Genomic DNA, 23,934 nt, shown 5'->3' with positions numbered 1-23,934 from the left:
TGATCCGGCTTCCCGATGAATACACCCCCACCCGTTCCCCTTGCCCTGCTGCTGCTCGGCTTGAGCAGCACCGTCCTGGCCGACGATGCCACTTTGGTCCTCGACCCCAGCGTGGTCACCGGCTCGCGCAGCGCCAGCCCGACTTTCGACCTGCCGTACTCGGTGGACAGCATCAGCCACGCGCAAATCAGCGACGGCCAACTCGGCATCAACGCCTCCGAAGCCCTGTCGCGCGTACCGGGCCTGGTGGTACAAAACCGCCAGAACTATGCTCAGGACCTGCAGATCTCCTCGCGCGGCTTCGGCGCGCGCTCGGCGTTTGGCGTACGCGGCCTCAAGTTGATCGCCGACGGCATCCCGGCCAGCACTCCGGACGGCCAGGGCCAGGCGGCCACCTTCAACCTCGACACCGCCGAGCGCATTGAAGTGCTGCGCGGCCCGGCCGCCACCTTGTATGGCAGCAATGCCGGCGGCGTGATCCAGATGTTTTCCCGCGACGGCGAAGGCCCGCCGCGCATCGGCGCCGAAACCCTGGTGGGCAGCGACGGCATGAGCAAAAACCACCTCACCGCCGAAGGCGCGGCGAACGGCGCAGGTTTTGTGCTCGACGCTTCACGCATGGACACCGATGGCTACCGCGACCACAGCAGCGCCCGTCGTGACCAGACCTTCGCCAAGCTCAACTTCCAGCCGGACGAAGACAGCAAGTTGGCGCTGATCTATAGCAGCCTGGAGCAAAACGGCACACAGGATCCGCTTGGGCAAAGCTGGGCAGCCTACAAGGCCGATCCGCGCTCGGTAGCGCCGGCTGCACTGCAGTACAACACGCGAAAAAGCATCGATCATCAGCAGTTGGGCCTGAATTACGAACGCTACATCGGCGATGCCACGCTGCAGGTGAATGCGTACACCGGCCGCAGGAGCGTGATTCAGTACCTGTCGATTCCAGGCGGCACCGCCTCTGACAAGCGCGGCGGCGTGGTGGACTTCGACCGTAAATTCTACGGCGGCTCGGTGCATTGGCTGCAACCGATCACCAGCGCCCCCGGCGAGCTGACCCTGATCACCGGCCTCGATTACGACCGCAGCCAGGATGACCGCCAAGGTTATTCCAACACCCTGGACGGCGTGCACGGTGTCAAAGGCGCCCTGGGCCGTGACGAACTCGACACCGCCACCAGCATCGACCCGTTCGTGCAAGCCAACTGGCTGCTGGGCGACTGGACCCTGCAAGCCGGCCTGCGCCACAGCAGCATGAAAATGGAGGTGGACGACCACTTCACAAGCGACGGCAATGACAGTGGCAGCAAGACCTACCAGAAGAACACGCCTTCGGTCAGCGTGATGTACGCCTTCACGCCGGACCTGCATGGCTATGTGAGCGCGGGCAAAGGCTTCGAAACCCCGACCCAGGCCGAGTCGGCGTATTCGACCACTTCAAATGGCTTCAACTTCGCCTTGAAGCCGTCAGTCAGCAAACAATTTGAAGTCGGCTTGAAGGCAAAGATAGGCCAGGACACGCGTGTCAACGCGGCCCTGTTTCAAATCACCACTGACGACGAACTGGTGGTGCTGTCATCCAAGGACGGCCGTACTACCTACCAGAACGCCGGCCGCACCTTGCGCCGAGGCTTCGAACTGGGCATCGAAAGCCAGCTCTCGGAACAATGGAGCACCAACCTCGCCTATACCCGCCTGCAAGCCACCTATGACAGCGCTTTCATGGGCGGCGGCAAGCCTGTGGACAAAGGCAACTACCTGCCCGGCGTACCGCAAACCACGCTCTTCGCCGAGCTGAACTGGAAACCCCGCGACTGGGTCAGCACCGCCCTCGAAGGCATGTACCGCAGCAAGGTTTACGTCGAAGACACCAACCAGCAACGCGCCGCGCCGGGCTACAGCGTGTTCAACTGGCGGGCGCGCTTCGAACAAAAGGTGGAGCACTGGACCTTTCACCAGACGGTGCGCCTGGATAACTTGCTGGATCGCCAGTATGTCGGTTCGGTAATTGTTGGGGACGGCAACTTCCGTTACTACGAGGCGGCGCCGGGAAGGTCGTGGTATGCGGGGGCCGGGGCTGAATACCAGTTCTGAGTATCGGACTGATCGTTCCCACGCTCCGCGTGGGAATGCATCCCGTGACGCTCCGCGTCACCTTGCACGTGGCTTGAGGAGCGGGACGCAGAGCGTCCGGGGCGGCATTCCCACGCTGAGCGTGGGAACGATCATTGCACCTGTTTGGGCAAACGCTGATCTATAAGCTGGTACAGCGCACTGCTCTCAGGCCAGTTACGCATAAACCGCGCGCGGTCCTTGGCGAACGCCGGCGCGAAGCTTGCGACCGAGCTGTGCTGACACATGGCGTCCAGGTCGATCAACGCCCAGCGATCCTCGGCCCAGAACAGGTTATGGCCCTTGAAATCACCATGGCTGATGCGCTCGCGGATCAGCTCGGCGAACAAGTGGTCCAGGGCCAGCAGTTCATTCTCGGGCGCATCGCCTTTCTCAACATACGGCGCAAAACGCTCGATGATGTCCGGCCCCGGCAGGTATTCAGTCACCAGGTAAGCCCGGCTGCGCAGCCACAAAAAGCGTTTTTCCAACACCGCCAGCGGCTTGGGCGTGGCGATGCCAAGGAACGCCAGGCGGTTGCCCTCGCGCCACGAATGCCAGGCCCGGCTGGGGCGCCAGAAGCGCTTGAGCCAATGGGCAAACCCCTTGATGTTATAGCGCTTGATCACCAGTGGCCGCCCGCCCGCTTCGACCTTGGCGACGGTGGCCGCACCACCGGTTTTGTACAAATGGCCTTGGTCGAGCAGCGCGTCGGCCTGCTCCAGCACCGGCAGCATCGCCGCCTCTTCCTCACGACGAATCGCACGCAAAGCAAAGGCGCCACGCACCACGCTGAACAGCGTGCATTCACGGCCGACCTTGTTCAAAAAGTCTTTCAAGCGCCAGACGCTGACCTTGCGCACCTGTTTTTCCAGGGCTTGCAGCGGCAAGGCGTGCTCGCCGTTGCCCAGCAGGTAGTACACCAGCAACTCTTCGGTGAACGGCTCGAGGTTTTTCGGCAACTGGGCGAAGAACACGCCAAGGTTTTCCAGCACCCGGTTGCGCGACAACGGCTTGCCCGCCGCTTCAACACGAATCCCGGCGCCGTCGATCAGGTACAGCTTGCCGTCCTGGCGCAGCAGGTTGTCCAGGTGCAGGTCTTCTTGCCACAGGCCTTTGGCGTGCATCTGCGCAATTGCGCCCAACGCCTCTGCGAGCACAGCCGTTTGCTCGTCCGCCAAAGGCGGCAACCCTTCGACCGCCTGCCAGGCATCGGCAAGGCTTTCGGCGCCTTCGATAAATTCAAACAGCAGCCAGCCGCCCTCGCCTTCCTGCAAGCCATCGGCCAGCAACTGTGGCGTGGTCAGGCCCTGCTCGGCCAGCAGGCGCACGCCGCTGAGTTCGCGCTGAAAATGCCGCGCCGCCTTGCTGCCCACCAGCAATTTGGCCAACACCGGGCGGCCGCGCCAGACGGCGGCGCCCACGTAGCGTTCGCCCGGCAACACGCGCAACAGGTTAAGCAGTTGAAGCTGGCCGGTGCCTGCGGCGTCGGCCAACTCGAGGGTCAGCGGCAGCTCAGGCGTGCGGCCGGCTTTTTTCAGTTCGGACAAGCGCATCAGCGCTTCTCCTTGTGACTGCGCCGGGCCGTCAGGCGCTCGAACCAGGCGCCCACCAGCGCGCTGTCTTCAGGCTGGTCCAGATACGCTGCCAGCAGCTGCCGCACTTGCGCGTCCGACCATTGCGGCGCACGGCGCAGCAATGGCTCCAGGTCCTTGACCCGATCACGCCGGCCAAACAGCAGCGGGCGGGTTTTCTCCAGGTCGATCAACTGCGCGGCATAACCGTCTCCGAGCGGTTGCAGGAAAATATGCTTGGGGTAAAAACAGCCATGCACTTGCCCTACGCTGTGCAGGTGGCGCGCCAGCTGACCACAGGCCAGCAAGATCGCACGGTGCTGGTCGTCACTCAGCTGCGGCCATTGTTCGAGCAGTGAATCCAGGTCATTCCAGCCATCCAGGGCTCGGGTCAGCAACATCGCGCGGCGCTCGCCTTCAACCTTGCGCTCACCGAAAAACGCCGCCTGCAACGCCGGAATGCCCAGCTTCCGGTAGCGGCTGATATTACGGAACTCGCGGGCAAACGTCGGCTCGCCAAACGGCTTGCTGAGCGTGCGCGTCAGGTAGTTGCTCTGGCGCTTGAGGTAGTAACCCTGGCCATCAAGCTCCAGGCGAAACACGCTGCTCCAGCCGCCGTCGCTGGTATTGGGTTCATCCACCGCGTCCAGTTGCCTGGCCCACAGCGCATCGAAGTCAGCCAGGCCGTGGCGCGCAAGCAATGCGCGATCATCGGCCGCCAGGAAATCAGTCATTCGCGCCCCTCGAAAAACTTCACCACGTGACGGATTCGCTGTTTGTCCGAAGCCGTCAGGTGCGTACGTTGGCGGTATTGCATGTAGAAACGCAGGCGCTGGGTGGCCGACAAGTGATACTTGGCGACTTTATCCAGGCAGGCCAGGTCCTTGGTAATACGGTACTTGAGCCAGAAACCGCGCCAGAAATCGCCGTTCGGGCAATCGATCAGGTACAGCGTACGGTTATCGTCAACCAGCAGGTTGCGCCACTTCAAGTCGTTATGGGTAAAGCGGTGTTCGTGCATCGTGCGCGTGTATTCGGCGAGCTGACGGCTGATCACGTTGACCCACTGGGGGTCTTTCAAGCACGGATCGTTACGATCGGCCAGCACCGACAGGTCTTCGGTCTTGGGCAGCTCGCGGGTAATCATCGCCCCGCGCGCATAGGCCAAACCCTTGCGCTCAAGGCCCCAGGCCACCACGTCGGCGGTGGGAATCCCCCACTTGGCGAAGCGCTTGAGGTTCTGCCATTCGGACTTTACCCGAGGTTTTCCCAGGTAACGGCGCAGGCCTTTGCCGGCGCCTACGTAGCGTTTGACGTAGTAATTGACCCCGCCACGCTCCACCCGAATCACTTCCGACAAGGGGTCGCGCGTCAGTCGCTCACCCTGCAAGGCAAACACCGCCTCCAGGCTGCCGAAATCATCCGCCAGGGCGGCGTAAGCAGGTTCCAGGTTCCAACCCGCCATCAGATCGCATCCCCCAGGCGTTGCTTGCGCGCATACAGCTTGTCTGCCTTGCGCTGCAACAGGCTCAGGGACGCCGACTGCTCGGCCAGGATCTGGCGCAGCGGCTGTCGGAAGTAGCCTTTGAGAAAGCGCAGTTTGTCGCGCTGAGTCAGGCCGATGTCCAGCGCCGAGTAGTACAGCGCGGACAAGTCCTTGTCGCGCCAGCGCAGCGGCAGATGGGCACGCAATTGGGCACGGTGCAGGTCGATCACTGAAAGCTTGATGGTGCGCGCATCGATCGGCCGGGACGTATCCAGCAGGAAGTGGCACAGGTAGCAGTCGCGGTGATTGACGCCGCCACGGTGCATGTCGCCGACCATGCGCGCCAGTTCAGCGGTGAGCGCATGGCGCAATGCCGGTGCCGGCGGCTCGGCCACCCAGTTGACGGTCAGGTCTTCCAGGCTGATGGTCGGGGCCAGTTCTTCGGTGATGATGAACGAGTGCTGGTCGGCCGGGTTGCTGCCTTTTTCACCGAAGGCCACGCCGGTCATGGTCGGCACACCCAGTTCCTGCAAGCGGTGGATGGCCGACCATTCCAGGCCGGCACCCAGCACCGGCAGCTTGGCGGTGATCAGGTTCTTGAAGATCTCGCCCCAACCGATGCCACGGTGGATTTTCACGAAATACGGGCGGCCCTCCACCTCGGTACGCAAGGTGCGACGCGCCGCCAGTTCACGAAATACCTGGCCTTGCAGTTTCTCGACTTCGGCAAAGGCGTCACGCCCGGCCCATAAGGTCTTGAACGGTTCGGCAAGAATCAACTTCATCGTTTCGGCTCCGCCAGAATCACATCTGCCGCGTGCTGCGGCATGCTGTAGAGGTCGGCCGTCTCGGCGAAGGCCAAACCATTGCGGCCCCAGGCCGCGCGCTGTGCAGTGTCGGTAAGCATGTGCGTGAGGTACTGGTTGAGCTGCGCTTGTTCAAACGGCTCATCCAGCACCAGCCCGCTGTCGGCTTCGCCAATGTAGTGGGCATACCCACACACCGCCGAGACCAGCACCGGCAACCCGGCCACCAGGGCTTCGAGCAACACGGTACCGGTATTTTCGTTGTACGCCGGGTGAATCAACAGGTCGGCGCCCAGCAGGAAACGCGGGATATCGCTGCGGCCCTTGAGGAACTGCACGTTATCGCCCAGCCCCAACGTGGCGCTCTGCAACTGGAATACTTTGGGGTCGTCCTGGCCGATTACAAACAGGCGCGTACGTTTTTTAAGCTCGGTCGGTAGCGCGGCCACGGCCTTGAGGCTGCGGTCGACGCCCTTGGTCTTGAAGCCGGAACCGATTTGTACCAGCAGCAACTCGTCGTCGCGCAGGTTGAACTCCTTGCGGAAACCTTCGCGGATTTCGGCCGCATTTGGCGGCGCGCGGCGGTCCTGGGCAATGCCCGGCGGCAGCAGGTGGAAGCGCTCCAGCGGCGTGTCGTAATGCTTGATGAACAGCGGTTGCTGCACTTCGGAGATCATCAACACTTCGGTCTTGGCGTCTTTGGCGAACACCGCACGTTCGTACTCGGCAAAGTGCTTGTAACGGCCAAAGCTTTTGTACAGCGAGTGACGCAGGTTTTGCGCCTTGTCTTCAAAGCAGCCGTCGGCGGCGTAGTAAACGTCCAGGCCGGGCATTTTGTTGAAGCCGATCAAACGGTCCACCGGGCGCTTGGCCAGGTCAGCGTCCATCCAGGCCAACAGTTTCTCGTTGCGCCGATGGTTGAAGAACGCCTTGACCGGCGCCACCAGCACTTCAAAGCCGGGCGGAATGTCGCCTTCCCAGATCAGCGTGTAGACCCGGATCGTATGGCCGCGCTGCTGGCACTCCAGGGCGATGCGCATGAAGTCGCGCTGCAGGCCACCGAAGGGGAAATATTTGTACAAAACAAAAGCCAGTTGCATCAGTGCAGCTCCTCAGCCAATAACAACGTGCTCAGCCGGCTTGCCACACGCTCAGGGTTCAAGCGCGTGAAGCACAGGGGTGACTCGCGCTTGATGTCGAACCGACGCAGGTCGTCGGCCGTCGGTTGATAGGTACAGGTTTTTTGCAGGCACGGTGCGCATGGGAAATCGCTGGCCAGGTGAATCTGGCCTTTGCCGTAGGCGCCCGTCAGGCCCGGGTTGGTGGGGCCGAACAGGGAGATAGTCGGCACGTCCAGCGCGGCGGCCAAGTGGCCCAGCCCCGTGTCCACCGCCACACAGGCGCGGGCACCGGCCAGCACACGGGCGACGCCGGCCAGGTTGAGTTTGGGCAGCACTTCGGCGTTTTGCAGGCCTTGGGCCAGACGCTCGGCGCGGGCCTTTTCGGCGGCATTGCCCCATGGCAATTTCACGTCCACACCCAGGCGGCCCATGCGTTCGGCCAGCTCACGCCAGTAGGCTTCGGGCCAGTGCTTGGTGTCCCAGGTGGTGCCATGCAGCAGCAGTACGAAGGGTTTTTTCGGCGGCAGGCCGAGCAGCTTGTCGACACTCAGGCCGTAATCGCCCAGGCCTTTGGGCAAGTCATAACCCAACGCCACGGCGAACAGCTGGCGCAAGCGTTCTACTGCATGCTGCCCACGGGCCACGGCCAGCCGGCGCGAGTAGAAACGCGCAGCCATCGGTTCACGGGCAGAATTCTTATCAAAACCGGCCACCGGCGCGCGTACATAGCGCGTTAGCCAGGCGCTTTTGAGCAGCCCCTGGGCATCGATCACCAAATCGTATTTGGTCGACTGCACGCTCTGCTTGAAGCGCCGCCATTCGCCGCTCTTGATGGTTTGCCAGATGTTCTTGCGCCAGCGACGAATCGCCACCGGGATCACTTTGTCCACGGCTGGGTGCCAGGTGGGAATCTCGGCAAAGCCTTCTTCCACCACCCAGTCAAAGCGGATGCCAGGGATCGCCCGCGCCGCGTCGGTCAGTGCCGGCAAGGCGTGGATCACATCGCCCAAGGATGAGGTCTTGACTACCAATACGCGCAAACTAGCGAACCTCGACCGCGGAACCCTGCAACCGCTGCAAGGCTTCATTCACCGGCTGCGGCAGCAACTGACGCATGCAGTTGTAATGGCCAAAACGGCAGGTACGCTCAAAACACGGGCTGCAATCCAGGCCCAGGCGCACCACCTCAACCTTGTCAGCCAAAGGCGGGGTGAAACCGGGCGACGTCGAGCCATACACCGCCACCAAGGGGCGGTTCAGCGCGGCCGCCACGTGCATCAGGCCGGAGTCGTTGGACACCACCGAATCGGCGCAGGAGAGTAAATCGATAGCCTCGGCCAGCGACGTGTCACCACTGAGGTTCACCGCTTCTTCACGCAGGCCGGGGATCAGGCGCTGGCGAATGTCTTCGCCGACCGGGTGATCCTTCTTCGAACCAAACAGCCACACCTGCCAGCCTTCGCGAATCTTCATCTCGGCGACTTTGGCGTAATGCTCCGACGGCCAGCGCTTGGACTCGCCAAACTCGGCGCCGGGGCACAGCGCCAGCACTGGACGGTCAAGCGCCAGGCCGAACTTGGCCAGCGCCGCGTCACGGCTCACCGGATCGATCTGCAGGCTCGGGCGCGGGTACGGCGTGGGCAACTCGGCGCCGGGCTCGTAGGCCAGCGCCATGAAACGTTCGATCATCAGCGGGTAGCGCGCCTTGTCGAGGGTGCGCACGTCATTAAGCAACACGTAGCGAAACTCGCCGCGCCAGCCGGTACGCTTGGGGATGCCGGCAAAGTACGGCACCAACGCCGACTTGAGCGAGTTGGGCAGCAAAATCGCCTGGTCGTACTGGCCGACCATGGATTTACCGATGCGTCGGCGCGTCGCCAATTCAAGGACGCCATGGCCGAGCGGGAAGCTCAAGGCCGTGCGCACTTCGGGCATGCGCTCGAGGATCGGCCGGCTCCACTCAGGGGCGAGCACGTCGATTTGGCAGTCGGGATGACGTTGCTTGAGGCACTGGAACAGTGTCTGCGCCATCACCATGTCACCGACCCAACTAGGCCCAACGATCAGAATATTCATGTAGTTTCCACAAACGATGCGGGGAGGCTTATGCCTCCCCGCATCGTTATTTACTGTAGGTCACGGTAGCCACTTTGTGTCAGAGCGGGCTTGTGTGGGAGCTGGCTTGCCTGCGAAGGCATCAACTCGGTATCACTGATAAACCGAGGCGTCTGCATCGCGGGCAAGCCCGGCTCCCACACAAAGCTGTGTGTCCACATTAGATTGGCATCCCACATTTAATCGAGTTTCAGCTTAACCCCAGTTCATTCCAGATTCGCATCACCTGGCGCCGTTCGTCGGCGAACTGATCCCCGGCTACCGTGCCGGCCTCGTTTTGCAAGGCCTGGCGGTGCGCGGCGGAACGGTAGGCCTTGTACACCTCCCGCAGCAGATGGGCATCGGCAGCGGGCATCAGCCCGACCTGCTCCAGGCCTTCCAGAATGCGGATATTGTCGGTATAGCGCAGCAACGATGGATGTTGCGCAGACCACGCCAAAGCCGCGTATTGCACCATAAATTCAATATCGACGATACCACCGGCGTCTTGCTTGAGGTCAAACACGGTCGTCGGCTCGAAGGCGTTCGCCCCCGTCCCGGCAGCCGTCGCCTTGGTGCCCAGGTTATCGCGCATCTTGGCGCGCATCTCGCTGACCTCCTGGCGCAGCTTCGCCAAGTCACGTTCACGCCCCAGTACGTTAGCGCGTACCTGCTCGAACGCATGGCCCACATCCTGACTGCCCACCAGCACCCGCGCGCGGATCAGGGCCTGATGTTCCCAAGTCCAGGCTTCATTTTCCTGGTAGCGCTCAAACGCCCCAAGCGAGCTGACCAGCAAACCGGAGGCGCCGGAAGGTCGCAGGCGCATGTCCACTTCATACAATTGGCCGGAGTTGGTCTGGGTGGTGAGCAGGTGAATGATCCGCTGGCCCAGACGCGTAAAGAACTGCGCGCCGTCGATGGGTTTGGCGCCATCGGTCTCGGCCTGGGGATCACCGTCGTGTATGAACACCAGGTCAAGGTCCGAGCCATGCCCCAGCTCGATGCCGCCGACTTTCCCGTAACCCACAATGATGAACCCCGGGTCGCACAGGCTGCCGTCCACGCGCTGCGGTGAGCCATGACGGGCGACCGTCTGGCGCCAGGCCAGGGCCAGCACTTGTTCGAGGATAGCTTCGGCGAGCCAGGTCAAATAGTCGCTGACCTTCATCAACGGCAGGCTGCCAGCGATTTCCGAAGCGGCTACACGCAGGCGGTGGGCCAGTTTGAAGTGACGCAAGGCCTCCATCTGTTGTTCAAGGTCATCTTCGGGGATGCGTGTGAGGCGCTCACGCAGCTCAGCGGCGAGCTCCGGCGCCAAAGGTGGCTTGAACAGGCGGCCTTCGTTGAGCAACTCATCGAGCAGCAGCGGGAAGCGCGTGATTTGCTCGGCAATCCACGGGCTGGCGGCGCACAGCGTCAACAAGCGGCGCAGGGCGTCGGGGTTTTCGGTCAGCAGCACCAGGTAAGCAGAACGTCGCGCCACAGCCTCCACCAGCGGCAGCACGCGCTCGAGCACCAGATCCGGGTTGGCGTGCTCGACGGCCTGGGCCAGCAGGCGCGGGATAAAGGCGTCGAGCCGCTCGCGACCGAGGCGCTGCATGGCGCGCAACTGCGGGCTGCCACGCAGGCCAGCCAGGGCTTTGAGGGCTTTGGACGCGTCAGTAAAACCACCCTCGGCCAGTTGGCGACAAGCGGCGTCTTCGTCCTGGGACTCTTCCCACAACGGTAACCACTCCCCGCCCACCACCAGCTCGCTTTCTTCGCCTTCTTCTTCGTCAGGATCAGCAATCACCTGACGGAAGTGCCAGTCCACCCGGCCACGCCAATACATCAGGCGCTCATGGAACGCGGCCCAGTCGACAAAGCCCAGCATAAAGGCAATGCGCGCCTGATCTTCGGGGCTGTCCGGCAGCATTTGCGTCTGACGGTCGGCAATCGCCTGGATCGCGTGCTCGGTATAGCGCAGGAATTCATAGCCATTGCGCAGTTCGGCGATCACCGCAGGCGGCAAGTAGCCCTGGCCTTCCAGCGTGCCGAGCACCATCAGCAACGGCCGCTGCTGCAGGCTCAGGTCGCGGCCACCGTGGATCAACTGGAACGCCTGGGCGATAAATTCCACCTCGCGGATGCCGCCCGAGCCCAGCTTGATATTCTCGGCCATGCCCTTGCGCCGCACTTCCTGCTGGATCAGCTGTTTCATGGTGCGCAATGCTTCAATCGCAGAAAAATCCAGGTAACGGCGGTAAACGAACGGGCGCAGCATATCCAGCAACTGCGCACCGGCAAGCTGATCACCGGCCACCACGCGCGCCTTGATCATGGCGTAGCGCTCCCAGTCGCGGCCCTGATCCTGGTAGTACTGCTCCAGCGCATTGAAGCTGAGCACCAACGCACCGGCCGAACCATAGGGCCGCAGGCGCATATCGACACGGAACACAAAACCATCGACCGTCATCGGGTCGAGCGCCTTGATCAGTTTTTGACCAAGCCGAATGAAAAACTCCTGGTTGTCCAAGGCGCGCTTCACGCCGACCGTTTCGCCGCCTTCGGGGTAGGCGAAGATCAGGTCGATGTCCGACGACAGGTTCAACTCCACCGCGCCGAGCTTGCCCATGCCGAGGATGACCATGTGCTGGACTTCGCCGCTGCGCCGGCCAGTGGGCGTGCCGAACTGTACGCAGTGGCGCTGGTACAGCCACTGGTAAGCCTGGTCGATGCTGGCGTCGGCCATGTCGGAAAGGTCGCGACAGGTTTGCACCAGGTCCGCCTGTCGGGTCAGGTCGCGCCAGATAATGCGCACTTGCTGACGCGTGCGTTGGCGGCGCAGCACCCGGCCCAACTCATCTTCTGTTTCGGCCTGTTGCACGGCACCGGCGATCTGACTGCACAGCTCACCGGGCGCAAAGCCGCGGTCCAGCTCGCCCCAGGCCACCAGCTCAAGCAACATCAAAGGGTCACGAACACTCTGTTCAATGACGAAATCACTGGCGGCGCACACCCGGGCAAAGTCGGCCCACCGTTGCGGCGTCCACGCAGAAAGTCCATGATCGGCGTCCAGCGCGGCCACTGCGTCACGAAATGACTGCTCGGCCCGCTGGGCAAAAGGCAAGAGAATGGCCGGCAGTTCGGCCAGCGTTGGAAGGCTCATGGTCTATCCTTGATCGGCGCGCGAAAGGCATGTGGTTGTGAAGGCAAGAACCACGCTTGGTGAAGGACTGTCGAACAAAGGTTAGAAATAGCTGAAATTAATTTCATCTTGGCAGCCAGCATCAAACTTTCACCTTTTCTTGTTCGCAAATGATCAACAATAACGATTATGCTCACCAGCCAGACCGAGCCATACGCTCAGTCTTGTGTAGTTTTACTACTCGTATATACATTCGAAAGGCTGAAATGGCCGACGATTTGTAGTAAAACTACAGGACGCCGAAGCAACCTTCGGCCATCCAAGAATTTATGTCGTCTGCCCACAAGGCCAGTCGCAAACTTCAGGCAACCGATTCTGGTAGCCTTTCCGCCCTGGAGCAAGCCATGCAAGACCTCGATCCCGTCGAAACCCAGGAATGGCTGGACGCCCTGGAATCGGTTCTCGACAAAGAAGGCGAAGACCGTGCTCATTATTTGATGACCCGTATGGGCGAACTCGCGACCCGCAGCGGCTCGCAATTGCCTTACGCCATCACCACGCCATACCGCAACACCATCCCCGTTACCCACGAAGCACGCATGCCTGGCGACCTGTTCATGGAACGCCGCATTCGCTCGCTGGTACGTTGGAACGCCATGGCGATGGTAATGCGCACGAACTTGAAAGATTCTGACCTGGGCGGTCACATCTCCAGCTTCGCTTCCAGCGCAACCCTGTATGACATCGGCTTCAACTACTTCTTTCAGGCCCCGACCGACGAACACGGCGGCGACCTGATCTACTTCCAGGGCCACACCTCGCCAGGCGTCTATGCCCGTGCGTTCATGGAAGGCCGCATCACCGAAGAACACATGAACAACTTCCGCCAGGAAGTGGACGGTAACGGCCTGTCGTCGTACCCGCACCCTTGGCTGATGCCTGATTTCTGGCAGTTCCCGACAGTATCCATGGGCCTTGGCCCGATCCAGGCGATCTACCAGGCACGCTTCATGAAGTACCTGGAAGCCCGTGGCTTCATCCCTGAAGGCAAGCAGAAAGTCTGGTGCTTCCTGGGCGACGGCGAGTGTGACGAGCCGGAATCCCTGGGCGCTATCTCCCTGGCTGGCCGCGAGAAGCTCGACAACCTGATCTTCGTCATCAACTGCAACCTGCAGCGCCTCGACGGCCCGGTTCGCGGCAACGGCAAGATCATCCAGGAACTCGAAGGCGTGTTCCGCGGTGCTCAGTGGAACGTGACCAAAGTCATCTGGGGCCGTTTCTGGGACCCACTGCTGGCCAAGGACGTCGACGGTATCCTGCAACGTCGCATGGACGAAGTCATCGACGGCGAGTACCAGAACTACAAAGCCAAAGACGGCGCGTTCGTACGTGAACACTTCTTCAACACGCCTGAACTCAAGGCAATGGTTGCAGACCTGTCCGACGACGAGATCTGGAAACTCAACCGTGGCGGCCACGACCCGTACAAGGTCTACGCGGCGTACCACGAAGCGGTCAACCACAAAGAACAACCTACCGTCATCCTGGCCAAGACCATCAAAGGTTATGGCACCGGTGCCGGCGAAGCGAAGAACACTGCGCACAACACCAAGAAAGTTGATGTTGAAAGCCTGAAGCTGTTCCGCGATCGCTTCGACATCCCGGTCAAGGATGAAGAGCTGGAAAACCTGCCGTTCTTCAAGCCGGAGCCAAACAGCGCCGAAGCCCGCTACCTCAGCGAGCGTCGCACTGCACTGGGCGGTTTCGTGCCACAGCGCCGCGCCAAGTCTTTCGACATCCCGACTCCGCCACTCGATACCCTCAAGGCTATCCTGGACGGCTCGGGCGACCGTGAAATCTCCACCACCATGGCTTTCGTGCGCATCCTGGCGCAGTTGGTCAAGGACAAGGAAATCGGTTCGCGCATCGTCCCGATCATCCCGGACGAAGCCCGTACCTTCGGTATGGAAGGCATGTTCCGTCAGTTGGGCATCTACTCCTCCGTCGGCCAGCTCTACGAGCCAGTCGATAAAGACCAGGTGATGTTCTACAAGGAAGACAAGAAGGGCCAGATCCTCGAAGAAGGCATCAACGAAGCGGGCGCCATGAGCTCCTTCATCGCTGCCGGTACTTCGTACTCCAGCCACAACCAGCCGATGCTGCCGTTCTACATCTTCTACTCGATGTTCGGCTTCCAGCGTATCGGCGACCTGGCATGGGCAGCAGGCGACAGCCGTACCCGTGGCTTCCTGATCGGCGGCACCGCCGGCCGGACCACGCTGAACGGCGAAGGCCTGCAACACGAAGACGGTCACAGCCACATCCTGGCTGCCACCATCCCGAACTGCCGCACCTTTGATCCAACCTACGGCTATGAGCTGGCGGTGATCATCCAGGACGGCATGAAGAAGATGACCGAAGAGCAGCAGGACGTTTTCTACTACATCACTGTGATGAACGAGTCCTACCAGCAGCCAGCCATGCCGGCCGGTGTTGAGGAAGGCATCATCAAGGGCATGTACCTGCTCGAAGAAGACACCAAGGAAGCGGCGCACCACGTGCAGCTGATGGGCTCCGGCACCATCCTGCGTGAAGTGCGTGAAGCGGCGAAGATCCTGCGTGAAGAGTTCAACGTCGGCGCTGACGTGTGGAGCGTTACCAGCTTCAACGAACTGCGTCGCGACGGCCTGGCAGTCGAGCGCAACAACCGCCTGCACCCAGGTCAGAAACCAGCCAAGAGCTACGTCGAAGAGTGCCTGGCCGGCCGTAAAGGTCCAGTCATTGCCTCTACCGACTACATGAAGCTGTTTGCTGAACAGATTCGCCAGTGGGTCCCGTCCAAGGAATTCAAAGTCCTGGGCACCGACGGTTTCGGCCGCAGTGACAGCCGCAAAAAGCTGCGTCACTTCTTCGAAGTTGACCGTCACTTCGTGGTGTTGGCAGCCCTGGAAGCCTTGGCTGACCGTGGTGAGATCGAACCTAAGGTGGTGGCTGACGCTATCGTCAAGTTCGGGATCAACCCGGAAAAACGCAACCCACTGGACTGCTGAGGAGATTTTTTGTGAGCGAACTCATTCGCGTACCTGACATCGGCAGCGGTGAAGGTGAAGTAATCGAGCTGTTTGTGAAGGTCGGCGACACCGTCGAAGCCGACCAGAGCATCCTGACCCTGGAGTCGGACAAGGCGAGCATGGAAATCCCTGCTCCCAAGGCCGGCGTGGTCAAGAGCCTGAAAGTGAAGCTGGGCGACCGCCTGAAAGAAGGCGACGAACTGCTGGAACTGGAAATCGAAGGCGCCGCTGATGCGGCCCCTGCGCCAGCCCCGGCTGCCGCTGCTGCACCCGCACCTGCCGCTGAAAAACCTGCTGCTGCCGAGGCCCCTGCGGCCCCGGCTGCTGCTCCGGCCGCTGCCACTGTCCAGGACATTCATGTTCCGGACATCGGCTCGTCGGGCAAGGCCAAGATCATCGAGCTGCTGGTCAAGGTCGGCGACACCGTCGAAGCCGACCAGTCACTGATCACCCTGGAGTCCGACAAGGCCTCCATGGAAATCCCATCGCCGGCTGCCGGCGTAGTGGAAAGCATCGCGGTCAAGCTGGAAGACGAAGTCGGCACTGGCGACTTCATCCTCAAGCTCAAAGTACAAGGCGCTGCACCTGCTGCTGCGCCAGCACCGGCTGCTGCTCCGGCTGCCAAGGCTGAAGCTGCTCCGGCGGCTGCCGCTCCTGCACCTGCTGCAAAAGCCGAGGCCGCACCGGCTCCGGCGGCTGCGCCTGCACCTGCGCCAAGCGGTGCCAAGGTTCACGCCGGCCCTGCCGTGCGTCAGCTGGCCCGTGAGTTCGGCGTTGAGCTCAACGCTGTGTCGGCCACCGGCCCGCACGGTCGTGTGCTCAAAGAAGACGTGCAGGTGTACGTCAAAGCCATGATGCAGAAAGCCAAGGAAGCTCCGGCTGCCGGCGCTGCTACGGGCGGCTCGGGCATTCCACCGATCCCGGTCGTGGACTTCAGCCGCTTCGGCGAAACCGAAGAAGTGCCGATGACCCGCCTGATGCAAATCGGCGCGTCGAGCCTGCACCGCAGCTGGCTGAACATCCCGCACGTGACTCAGTTCGACCAGGCCGATATCACCGACCTGGAAGCGTTCCGCGTTGCGCAGAAAGCCGTGGCCGAAAAAGCCGGTGTGAAACTGACCGTGCTGCCACTGTTGCTCAAGGCGTGCGCGCACCTGCTCAAGGAGCTGCCGGACTTCAACAGTTCGCTGGCACCAAGCGGCAAGGCGATCATTCGCAAGAAGTACGTGAACGTAGGTTTCGCCGTGGATACCCCGGACGGCCTGCTGGTTCCTGTGATCAAGAACGTTGATCAGAAGAGCCTGCTGCAACTCGCCGCTGAAGCTGCTGCGCTGGCTGCCAAGGCCCGCGACAAGAAGCTCACCGCCGACGACATGCAAGGCGCTTGCTTCACGATCTCCAGCCTCGGTCACATTGGCGGTACTGGCTTCACGCCAATCGTCAACGCGCCGGAAGTGGCGATCCTGGGTGTGTCCAAGGCCACTATCCAGCCTGTGTGGGACGGTAAAGCGTTCCAGCCGAAGCTGATGCTGCCGCTGTCGTTGTCCTACGATCACCGTGTGATCAACGGCGCTGCTGCTGCCCGCTTCACGCAGCGTCTGAGCCAACTGCTCAACGACATCCGCACCATCTTGCTATAAGCCTCAAACGGGCCTCCCTGTCACCGGGGAGGCCTGGCACTACCGATTTCCGAGCGCCACGCTCGTACCTCAACCCCGCCACTTGGCGGGGCTTTTTTTGGGTGTCTGTTGAACACGCAAAACAGGTTTGTACACCTTCCATCACCCCGATTGCAGAAATCCCCCACGCGGCCGATAACAGGGTTATAGCACTTAGCCTTCATCCTCTCTTGTCAGTGCGTGCTGCATGATGCAACCTTGCCGCAGGTGACAGTAAAGAGGGCGTGAGCCCGGCGCCGTGCGCATCTTCCCAAGCGAGTTTCCCCCATGAAAAGCCAACCCGATGTCGCCCGTATGGCGGCCGAGGTAGTGACGCAATTACCGGTGCCTTCGCGCCTCGGTATGCTGCGTTTCGAGCGGCTTAATGAGGCAAGCTGGGCGCTGCTGTACCTGGACCCCAATTGCGAGCGCCAATTCGGCCTGCCGGCGGTGGAACTGTGCGCCTTGATCGGCACCCCCTACGCCAGCCTGATGGAACCCCAGGCGCGCTATCAACTGCACGACACCATCCAGCAGCAGTTGGCCCATAGCCCGCATTACCTGGTGCGCTACACCCTGCACACCAACGATGGGCCATTGAGCCTGCTGGAGATGGGCGAGGCGTATAAACAACACAATCGCCACCTGTTGCGCGGCTACCTGATGGTGGTCGACGGCCTGTTCAGCGAAATCCCCACCGCCGCCCCGACCGCCGACCTGGAAAACCAGAACAGCCGCCTGCAGATTGCCCTGGAACTCAACCAGCGTGCCCAGCAGGAACAGTTGCAGCACCTTGAACGGGTACGCGCCCAACAGGAGCTGATCCTGCTGCTGGCGCGCCAGCGCTACACCACGCCGAATTCGCTGCAAGAAGCCGCCGAGCTGATCACCCGCAGTGCCTGCGATATCTACCAGATCGACTGCGCCAGCATCTGGAACCTCGAAGGCCAGCGCCTGGTGCCGATCTCGGCCTACCACCGCGAAGACCAGCAGCACCACTTGCCCGAAGCGATTGACGCCAGCAACTTCCCGGATTACCTGGAAGCCCTGCATTCGAGCCGTGCCATCGACGCCACCCACGCGATGCGTGACCCGCGCACCCGGGAAATGGCCGAGAGCCTGCGCGCCAAGGACGTCCACGCCATGCTCGACGCCAGCATCCGCGTAGATGGTCAGGTCGTCGGTGTGTTGTGCCTGGAGCAAAGTGGCAGCTCGCGTGCCTGGCAGTCGGATGAGATCGCCTTTGCCGGCGAGCTGGCGGACCAGTTCGCGCAAGTGATCAATAACCACAACCGCCGCACCGCCACCAGCGCCTTGCACCTGTTCCAGCGCGCGGTGGAACAAAGCGCCAACGCCTTTCTGCTGGTCAATTGCGACGGCGTGGTGGAGTACGTCAACCCAAGCTTTACCGCGATCACCCAGTACAGTGCCGAAGAAGTCCACGGCCACCGCCTGGCACAGTTGCCGGCCCTGGAAAACCTCAGCGAACTGCTGTTCGACGCGCCGTCGAGCCTGGCCAAGAGCAACAGCTGGCAGGGTGAATTCAAGAGCCGGCGCAAAAACCTGGAACCCTATTGGGGCCAGCTGTCGATCTCCAAGGTGTATGGCGACAACCGTGAGTTGACCCACTACATCGGCATCTACGAAGACATCACCCAGACCAAGCTCGCGCAGCAGCGTATCGAGCGCCTGGCCTACACCGATAACCTGACCAACCTGGGCAACCGCCCGGCGTTTATTCGCAACCTTGATGAACGCTTCGCCCGCGACAGCGACAGCCCGATCAGCCTGCTGCTGGTGGACATCGACAACTTCAAGCGCATCAACGACAGCCTCGGTCACCAGACCGGTGACAAACTGCTGATCAGCCTGGCCCGGCGCCTGCGCAACAGCCTGAGTGCCGGTGGCAGCCTGGCGCGTTTTGCCAGTAACGAGTTTGCGGTGTTGCTGGACGATACCGACCTTGAGACCGGCCAACAGGTGGCCAGCCAATTGCTGACCACCCTCGACAAGCCGATGTTTGTCGACAACCAGTTGATCAGCGTCACCGGCTCCGTGGGCCTGGCCTGTGCACCGCTGCACGGCCGCGACCCACAGACCCTGATGCGTAACGCCGGTTTGGCCCTGCACAAGGCCAAGGCCAACGGCAAACATCAGGTGCAGGTCTTCACCGAGGCCCTGAACGCCGAGGCCAGTTACAAGCTGTTCGTGGAAAACAACCTGCGCCGCGCCCTGACCCAAAACGAGCTGGACGTGTTCTACCAGCCCAAACTGTGCCTGCGCAGCGGCCGCTTGCTGGGCATGGAAGCGCTGCTGCGCTGGAATCACCCGGAAAAGGGCATGATCCGCCCGGACCAGTTCATCAGCGTGGCCGAAGAAACCGGGTTGATCATCCCCATCGGCAAATGGATCGCGCGCCAGGCCTGCCGCATGAGCAAGCAGTTGAGCGCAGGCGGCATGGGCAATCTGCAGGTGGCGATCAACCTGTCGCCCAAGCAGTTCTCCGACCCGGACCTGGTGGCGTCGATCGCCACCATCCTCAAGGAAGAACAACTGCCGGCCAACCTGCTGGAGCTGGAGTTGACCGAAGGCTTGCTGCTCGAAGCCACCGAAGACACGCGCCTTCAACTCGACCAGCTCAAGAGCTTCGGCCTGACCCTGGCCATGGACGACTTCGGCACCGGCTACTCGTCGCTGAGCTACCTGAAAAAATTCCCCATCGACATCATCAAGATCGATCGCAGCTTTATCCACGAAATCCCGGACAACCAGGACGACATGGAGATCACCTCGGCGGTCATCGCCATGGCCCATAACCTCAAGCTCAAGGTAGTGGCCGAGGGCATCGAGACGGCCGAACAGCTGGCGTTCCTGCGCCGCCATCGCTGCGATGTGGGCCAGGGCTACCTGTTCGACCGGCCGATCCCCGGCGCAGATCTGTTGGAAAAGCTTAAACGCTATCCGCGCGGGCCAATCGCCTGACAGCGCTGTAACACTCGGGCACACTGGCTGTCTGTCTTAATACATAACTCAATCTGACTGAGAGGACTGATCATGGTCTTGCGCTCGGAAATTCTGGTGAACAAAAACGTGCTGCCGACTCAAGAACAAGCTTTGCCTGGCCGTGAAACGCCGATGAACCTGCCCGAAACCCACTTCGTCAACGGCAACCCGCTGCTTGGCCCCTTTGTCGACAACGTAGAGTTTGCGATCTTCGGCCTCGGTTGCTTCTGGGGTGCCGAACGGCGGTTCTGGCAGCGCGACGGCGTGGTCAGCACCGTGGTCGGTTACGCCGGTGGCTACACGCCGAACCCGACCTACGAAGAAGTCTGCTCGGGCCTGACCGGCCACAGCGAGGTGGTACTGGTTGTGTTTGACCAGGACAAGATCAGCTATGAAGAACTGCTGAAAATGTTCTGGGAGTTGCACAACCCCACCCAGGGCATGCGCCAGGGCAACGACATCGGCACCCAATACCGCTCGGTGATCTACGCGGTGAAACCTGAGCATCTGGAAGCGGCCAAGGCCAGCGCCGATGCCTATCAGGCTGAATTGAACAAGGCGGGCCTGGGTGTGATCACGACTGAAATCGAACAAGCCCCGACGGTGTATTTCGCCGAGGCGTACCACCAGCAGTACCTGGCGAAGAATCCGCAAGGCTATTGCGGCATCGGCGGTACCGGCGTGACCTGCCCTATCTGACGCCAAAAGCATCGCGGGCAAGCCCGCTCCCACCTTGGAATGCATTCCAAATGTGGGAGCGGGCTTGCCCGCGATAGCGTTCCGACAGGCGACTCATTACTCAGCGATGAGCCAATCCATCTGCCACCCACCCTGGGTCTGACCAAGTTTCTTGGACAGCCACGGCAGCAGCTCACGAAGCTCCTCCTCCAGCCCCCACGGCGGGTTGGCAATCGCCAGGCCCGAGCCGGTCAGGGTGTTGGGCGTGTCCAACGGATGCACCAGCAATTCCACACGCAGCAGCTTCGGCGCGCCGGTGCCGGCCAGGTCCTGATAGAAACGCCGCAGCATGCGCTGGTCCTTCACCGGGTACCAGATCGCCGCGACGGTCTGGCGCATGCGGCTGACCGCTTCCTTGAGGGACGCCGCGCAGCGCTGCATCTCATCAAGTTGTTCAAACGGCGGATCGATCAGCATCAACGCGCGTTTTTCCGGCACTGGCAGCAAAGCACGTGGCACATGCCAGCCTTCGCCCAAGTGCACTTTGACCCGGCGATCGCCTTTCATGTTGTCCTTGAGCAGCACGCCGTCTTCCGGGTGCTTCTCATTAAGCAATACACGGTCCTGGGGCCGCGTGAGGCGGCGCGCCAGCTCCGGCGAGCCTGGGTAGTAGCGCAGCTGGCCGTCCGGGTTCATCTCGTGCAGCACACGCATGTAGTCGGCGGTGAGTGGCGGCAGGTCGCTTTCGCCCCACAGGCGCGCAATGCCTTCCAGGTATTCGCCGGTGCGGTTGGCCTGGTCGCCCTGCAAGTCGTACAGGCCAATCCCGGCGTGGGTGTCGAGGTAGGCGAACGGCTGCTCCTTGCGCGACATCAGGGCGATGAGGCGGGTCAAGGTCAGGTGTTTGAAGACATCGGCGTGGTTGCCGGCGTGAAAGGCGTGACGATAATTCATGGTTGCTCCTGCGCAGGGGGCGAAGTTTACCTTCTACGGCGGCAAAGGTGCAGGGCTGCGTGTCGGGCGGTGCTTATGTCGCAAAGGCAGGCGCACTGCCGAAAACAATCTATGGCTGCTGTGGGAGCTGGCTTGCCTGCGATGGCATCACCGCGGTATTACCCATACACCGCGGTGCTGGCATCGCAGGCAAGCCAGCCCCCACATTGCTTGGGGGCAACCCTGGAATCCAAGGAGGTCAACCCGCATCATGAAAGACGCCACCATTGCATTGCACCACGGCTTCAAGTCGGACCCGACCACCAAGGCCGTCGCCGTGCCGATCTACCAGAACGTCGCCTTCGAGTTCGATAATGCCCAGCATGGCGCCGACCTGTTCAATCTGGACGTGCCCGGCAACATCTACACACGCATCATGAACCCGACCAACGACGTGCTGGAGCAGCGCATTGCCGCCCTTGAAGGCGGTATCGCCGCCCTGGCCGTGTCGGCCGGTAGCGCGGCGATTAACTATGCAATCCAGACCCTCACCCGTGCGGGCGACAATATCGTCACCACGCCCCAGCTTTACGGCGGCACCTACACCTTGTTCGCCCACTTGCTGCCAAGCTTTGGCGTCGACGTGCGCTTCGCCCGCGACGACTCTGCCCAGGCCATCGCCGAACTGATCGACGACAACACCAAGCTGGTCTACTGCGAAAGCATCGGCAACCCGGCAGGCAATATTATCGACATTGAAGCCCTGGCCGATGTCGCCCATGCGCGCGGCGTACCGCTGATGGTGGATAACACCGTGGCCACGCCGATCCTGTGCAAGCCGATTCAGTTCGGCGCCGACATCGTGGTGCACTCGGTCACCAAGTACGTGGGTGGCCATGGCAACTCCCTGGGCGGTGTAATCGTCGACAGCGGCACCTTCCCCTGGACCCGATACCCGGAAAAATTCCCCGGCCTCAACCAACCGGAGCCGGCCTACCACGGGGTGGTCTACACGGAAAAGTTCGGCCCCGCCGCCTTCATTGCCCGCACCCGCACCGTGCCGTTGCGCAACACCGGGGCTGCGCTGGCGCCAATGAATGCATTTTTGTTGCTGCAAGGCCTGGAAACCCTGGCCTTGCGCATGGAGCGCCATACCGAAAACGCGCTGAAGGTTGCGCAATTCCTGCAAGGCCACGCCGAGGTGGAATGGGTCAGCTACGCCGGGCTGCCGGACCACCCGCACCACGCCTTGGCGCAGAAATACATGCAGGGCAAACCCTCGGCGATCCTGTCATTCGGCTTGAAGGGCGGCTATGACGCCGGCGTGCGTTTCTACGATGCGCTGCAAATCTTCAAGCGGCTGGTGAATATTGGCGATGCCAAATCCCTGGCCTGCCACCCCGCGTCCACCACTCACCGGCAGATGAACGAGCAGGAACAGGCCAAGGCCGGCGTGAAGCCGGAGATGATTCGCCTGTCGGTCGGCATCGAGGCGATTGAAGACCTGATCGAGGACCTGCAGCAGGCCCTGGCTTCAACTCAACTCTGAAGCCAGATAATCCGCCAGCGCTTGAGGGCTGACGTCGGGCCTGCGCGAAAAGTAGGCGACCTTGTGCCGCAAGGTCGCAGGCCTGAGCGCGGTGTAGAGGTCCGGGCGCTGTTCTTCGAGCCATTGCAGCAGGTTGCCGATCAGCACCTGCGGCGAGTGCTCGGCCAAGTGCTCAAGCAGCGACGCCGGCACTTGCCACCATGGGCTGGCCTTGGCTGCCGTGGCCGGGCCGGTGCTGACGGCCAGCGGCTGGCCATTGATCAGGTAACGCTGAAACACCGGCAACACGCGTGCGGCCTCATCGCCGAGCTTCTGCAGAATGGGCAGCCACTGAGCGCCATCCCAAAAACGCAAAAACACCGCCTGCTCATCCGGCAACCACACTTTGGTCAGGCCTTGCAGGTGCGCAGCCACCGTCTCCGGCGGGCTGGACGAGACCGCGAGCCAACCCCAGTCCGTTGCCTCGGCGCTGGCGACCCAATCAAGGAAGGCACTGCCCGGCTCAACAATGCCCACATAAGGCATGACGTCGACCCATTCGGCGTAAGCCGTACCGGCCCATATCGAATGCGGCAATTTCCTCGGTGCCAGGGTTTGCCATGCATTAAGCGGCCTGGCTTCGCTGGCGCTGCCCAACACTGCGTAGAGGCGCTCCTCGGGCTGTAGTGGCCACTGTGCGAGCCAGGCGCTGGGAACCATGGACTGAGACATCGGGATAA

Annotated in this window: 16 protein-coding genes; 6 read left to right on the top strand and 10 right to left on the bottom strand. The window is 61.7% G+C overall.

The window, feature by feature from the left end; translation table 11 throughout:
• Positions 1-15: 15 nt before the first annotated feature.
• Positions 16-2,094, top strand: coding sequence for a TonB-dependent receptor family protein (locus GIW28_RS02550; RefSeq protein ID WP_236445743.1), 2,079 nt, complete (start codon positions 16-18; stop codon positions 2,092-2,094).
• 131 nt (positions 2,095-2,225) lie between these two features.
• On the opposite strand, the gene GIW28_RS02545 is transcribed toward GIW28_RS02550, so the two are convergent.
• The 8 genes from GIW28_RS02545 to glnE form a co-directional block, all read right to left on the bottom strand.
• Entirely contained in the window at positions 2,226-3,668 is a 1,443-nt protein-coding gene (locus tag GIW28_RS02545) for a lipopolysaccharide kinase InaA family protein (protein ID WP_236445745.1), read from the bottom strand.
• Complete coding sequence (locus tag GIW28_RS02540) at positions 3,668-4,420, bottom strand: lipopolysaccharide kinase InaA family protein (RefSeq protein WP_099548076.1); 753 nt, start codon at positions 4,418-4,420, stop codon at positions 3,668-3,670. Before GIW28_RS02540 ends, GIW28_RS02545 begins: the two co-directional genes overlap by 1 nt.
• The gene (locus GIW28_RS02535; RefSeq protein ID WP_138817155.1) at positions 4,417-5,151 is read right to left on the bottom strand and encodes a lipopolysaccharide kinase InaA family protein; all 735 of its coding nucleotides are present in this window, start codon (positions 5,149-5,151) and stop codon (positions 4,417-4,419) included. The genes GIW28_RS02540 and GIW28_RS02535 overlap by 4 nt, the downstream gene beginning before the upstream one ends.
• Positions 5,151-5,957 (bottom strand): lipopolysaccharide core heptose(I) kinase RfaP, encoded by an 807-nt coding sequence (gene rfaP / locus GIW28_RS02530; protein WP_017138513.1) that lies wholly within the window; start codon positions 5,955-5,957, stop codon positions 5,151-5,153. Before rfaP ends, GIW28_RS02535 begins: the two co-directional genes overlap by 1 nt.
• Complete coding sequence (locus GIW28_RS02525) at positions 5,954-7,078, bottom strand: glycosyltransferase family 4 protein (RefSeq protein ID WP_176991746.1); 1,125 nt, start codon at positions 7,076-7,078, stop codon at positions 5,954-5,956. Before GIW28_RS02525 ends, rfaP begins: the two co-directional genes overlap by 4 nt.
• Positions 7,078-8,139, bottom strand: a complete 1,062-nt coding sequence (gene waaC, locus GIW28_RS02520; protein ID WP_138817158.1) for a lipopolysaccharide heptosyltransferase I — start codon at positions 8,137-8,139, stop codon at positions 7,078-7,080. The genes GIW28_RS02525 and waaC overlap by 1 nt, the downstream gene beginning before the upstream one ends.
• A gap of 1 nt (position 8,140) precedes the next feature.
• The gene (gene waaF / locus GIW28_RS02515) at positions 8,141-9,175 is read right to left on the bottom strand and encodes a lipopolysaccharide heptosyltransferase II (RefSeq protein ID WP_236445748.1); all 1,035 of its coding nucleotides are present in this window, start codon (positions 9,173-9,175) and stop codon (positions 8,141-8,143) included.
• A 229-nt stretch (positions 9,176-9,404) separates the two neighbouring features.
• Positions 9,405-12,344, bottom strand: coding sequence for a bifunctional [glutamate--ammonia ligase]-adenylyl-L-tyrosine phosphorylase/[glutamate--ammonia-ligase] adenylyltransferase (gene glnE / locus GIW28_RS02510; protein WP_236445749.1), 2,940 nt, complete (start codon positions 12,342-12,344; stop codon positions 9,405-9,407).
• 383 nt (positions 12,345-12,727) lie between these two features.
• Here glnE and aceE point away from each other — a divergent pair, with 383 nt between their 5' ends.
• The 4 genes from aceE (at position 12,728) to msrA (ending at position 20,754) form a co-directional block, all read left to right on the top strand.
• A complete protein-coding gene (gene aceE, locus GIW28_RS02505) occupies positions 12,728-15,373 on the top strand; it encodes a pyruvate dehydrogenase (acetyl-transferring), homodimeric type (RefSeq protein WP_017138519.1) in 2,646 nt (881 codons plus the stop codon).
• Positions 15,374-15,384: 11 nt separating this feature from the next.
• Positions 15,385-17,034 carry a dihydrolipoyllysine-residue acetyltransferase gene (gene aceF / locus GIW28_RS02500; RefSeq protein ID WP_099548073.1) on the top strand — a complete coding sequence of 550 codons (1,650 nt, stop codon included), beginning with the start codon at positions 15,385-15,387 and terminating at the stop codon, positions 17,032-17,034.
• A gap of 306 nt (positions 17,035-17,340) precedes the next feature.
• Positions 17,341-20,034 carry a putative bifunctional diguanylate cyclase/phosphodiesterase gene (locus tag GIW28_RS02495; RefSeq protein ID WP_169986553.1) on the top strand — a complete coding sequence of 898 codons (2,694 nt, stop codon included), beginning with the start codon at positions 17,341-17,343 and terminating at the stop codon, positions 20,032-20,034.
• Between the two features lie 72 nt (positions 20,035-20,106).
• Positions 20,107-20,754, top strand: a complete 648-nt coding sequence (gene msrA / locus GIW28_RS02490) for a peptide-methionine (S)-S-oxide reductase MsrA (protein WP_017138522.1) — start codon at positions 20,107-20,109, stop codon at positions 20,752-20,754.
• Positions 20,755-20,850: 96 nt separating this feature from the next.
• Here the strand turns inward: msrA and GIW28_RS02485 are convergent, their stop codons facing one another.
• Positions 20,851-21,687, bottom strand: a complete 837-nt coding sequence (locus GIW28_RS02485; RefSeq protein ID WP_017138523.1) for a 23S rRNA (adenine(2030)-N(6))-methyltransferase RlmJ — start codon at positions 21,685-21,687, stop codon at positions 20,851-20,853.
• Between the two features lie 250 nt (positions 21,688-21,937).
• Between GIW28_RS02485 and GIW28_RS02480 the strand changes: the two genes are divergently transcribed.
• Positions 21,938-23,215 carry an O-acetylhomoserine aminocarboxypropyltransferase/cysteine synthase family protein gene (locus tag GIW28_RS02480; RefSeq protein ID WP_169986555.1) on the top strand — a complete coding sequence of 426 codons (1,278 nt, stop codon included), beginning with the start codon at positions 21,938-21,940 and terminating at the stop codon, positions 23,213-23,215.
• Here GIW28_RS02480 and GIW28_RS02475 read toward each other — a convergent pair.
• Complete coding sequence (locus GIW28_RS02475; RefSeq protein ID WP_169986557.1) at positions 23,201-23,926, bottom strand: DUF4123 domain-containing protein; 726 nt, start codon at positions 23,924-23,926, stop codon at positions 23,201-23,203. The two genes, GIW28_RS02480 and GIW28_RS02475, sit on opposite strands and share 15 nt — an antisense overlap.
• Positions 23,927-23,934 lie beyond the last annotated feature (8 nt).

It is taken from the genome of Pseudomonas sp. PA-5-4B (genome assembly GCF_021606215.1).
GTDB lineage: Bacteria > Pseudomonadota > Gammaproteobacteria > Pseudomonadales > Pseudomonadaceae > Aquipseudomonas > Aquipseudomonas edaphica.
The sequence above is the reverse complement of the archived record's forward strand: the minus strand, read 5'-3'. Positions and strand labels throughout refer to the sequence as shown.

What these genes read in the sequence shown, in the direction of transcription:
- GIW28_RS02550 (WP_236445743.1), top strand. Translation starts at nt 16, where the DNA reads ATGAATACACCCCCACCCGTTCCCCTTGCCCTGCTGCTGCTCGGCTTG.
- GIW28_RS02525 (WP_176991746.1), bottom strand. Translation starts at nt 7,078, where the DNA reads ATGCAACTGGCTTTTGTTTTGTACAAATATTTCCCCTTCGGTGGCCTG.
- rfaP (WP_017138513.1), bottom strand. Translation starts at nt 5,957, where the DNA reads ATGAAGTTGATTCTTGCCGAACCGTTCAAGACCTTATGGGCCGGGCGT.
- GIW28_RS02495 (WP_169986553.1), top strand. Translation starts at nt 17,341, where the DNA reads ATGAAAAGCCAACCCGATGTCGCCCGTATGGCGGCCGAGGTAGTGACG.
- GIW28_RS02485 (WP_017138523.1), bottom strand. Translation starts at nt 21,687, where the DNA reads ATGAATTATCGTCACGCCTTTCACGCCGGCAACCACGCCGATGTCTTC.
- waaF (WP_236445748.1), bottom strand. Translation starts at nt 9,175, where the DNA reads ATGAATATTCTGATCGTTGGGCCTAGTTGGGTCGGTGACATGGTGATG.
- glnE (WP_236445749.1), bottom strand. Translation starts at nt 12,344, where the DNA reads ATGAGCCTTCCAACGCTGGCCGAACTGCCGGCCATTCTCTTGCCTTTT.
- GIW28_RS02535 (WP_138817155.1), bottom strand. Translation starts at nt 5,151, where the DNA reads ATGGCGGGTTGGAACCTGGAACCTGCTTACGCCGCCCTGGCGGATGAT.
- GIW28_RS02545 (WP_236445745.1), bottom strand. Translation starts at nt 3,668, where the DNA reads ATGCGCTTGTCCGAACTGAAAAAAGCCGGCCGCACGCCTGAGCTGCCG.
- GIW28_RS02540 (WP_099548076.1), bottom strand. Translation starts at nt 4,420, where the DNA reads ATGACTGATTTCCTGGCGGCCGATGATCGCGCATTGCTTGCGCGCCAC.
- GIW28_RS02475 (WP_169986557.1), bottom strand. Translation starts at nt 23,926, where the DNA reads ATGTCTCAGTCCATGGTTCCCAGCGCCTGGCTCGCACAGTGGCCACTA.
- GIW28_RS02480 (WP_169986555.1), top strand. Translation starts at nt 21,938, where the DNA reads ATGAAAGACGCCACCATTGCATTGCACCACGGCTTCAAGTCGGACCCG.
- msrA (WP_017138522.1), top strand. Translation starts at nt 20,107, where the DNA reads ATGGTCTTGCGCTCGGAAATTCTGGTGAACAAAAACGTGCTGCCGACT.
- aceE (WP_017138519.1), top strand. Translation starts at nt 12,728, where the DNA reads ATGCAAGACCTCGATCCCGTCGAAACCCAGGAATGGCTGGACGCCCTG.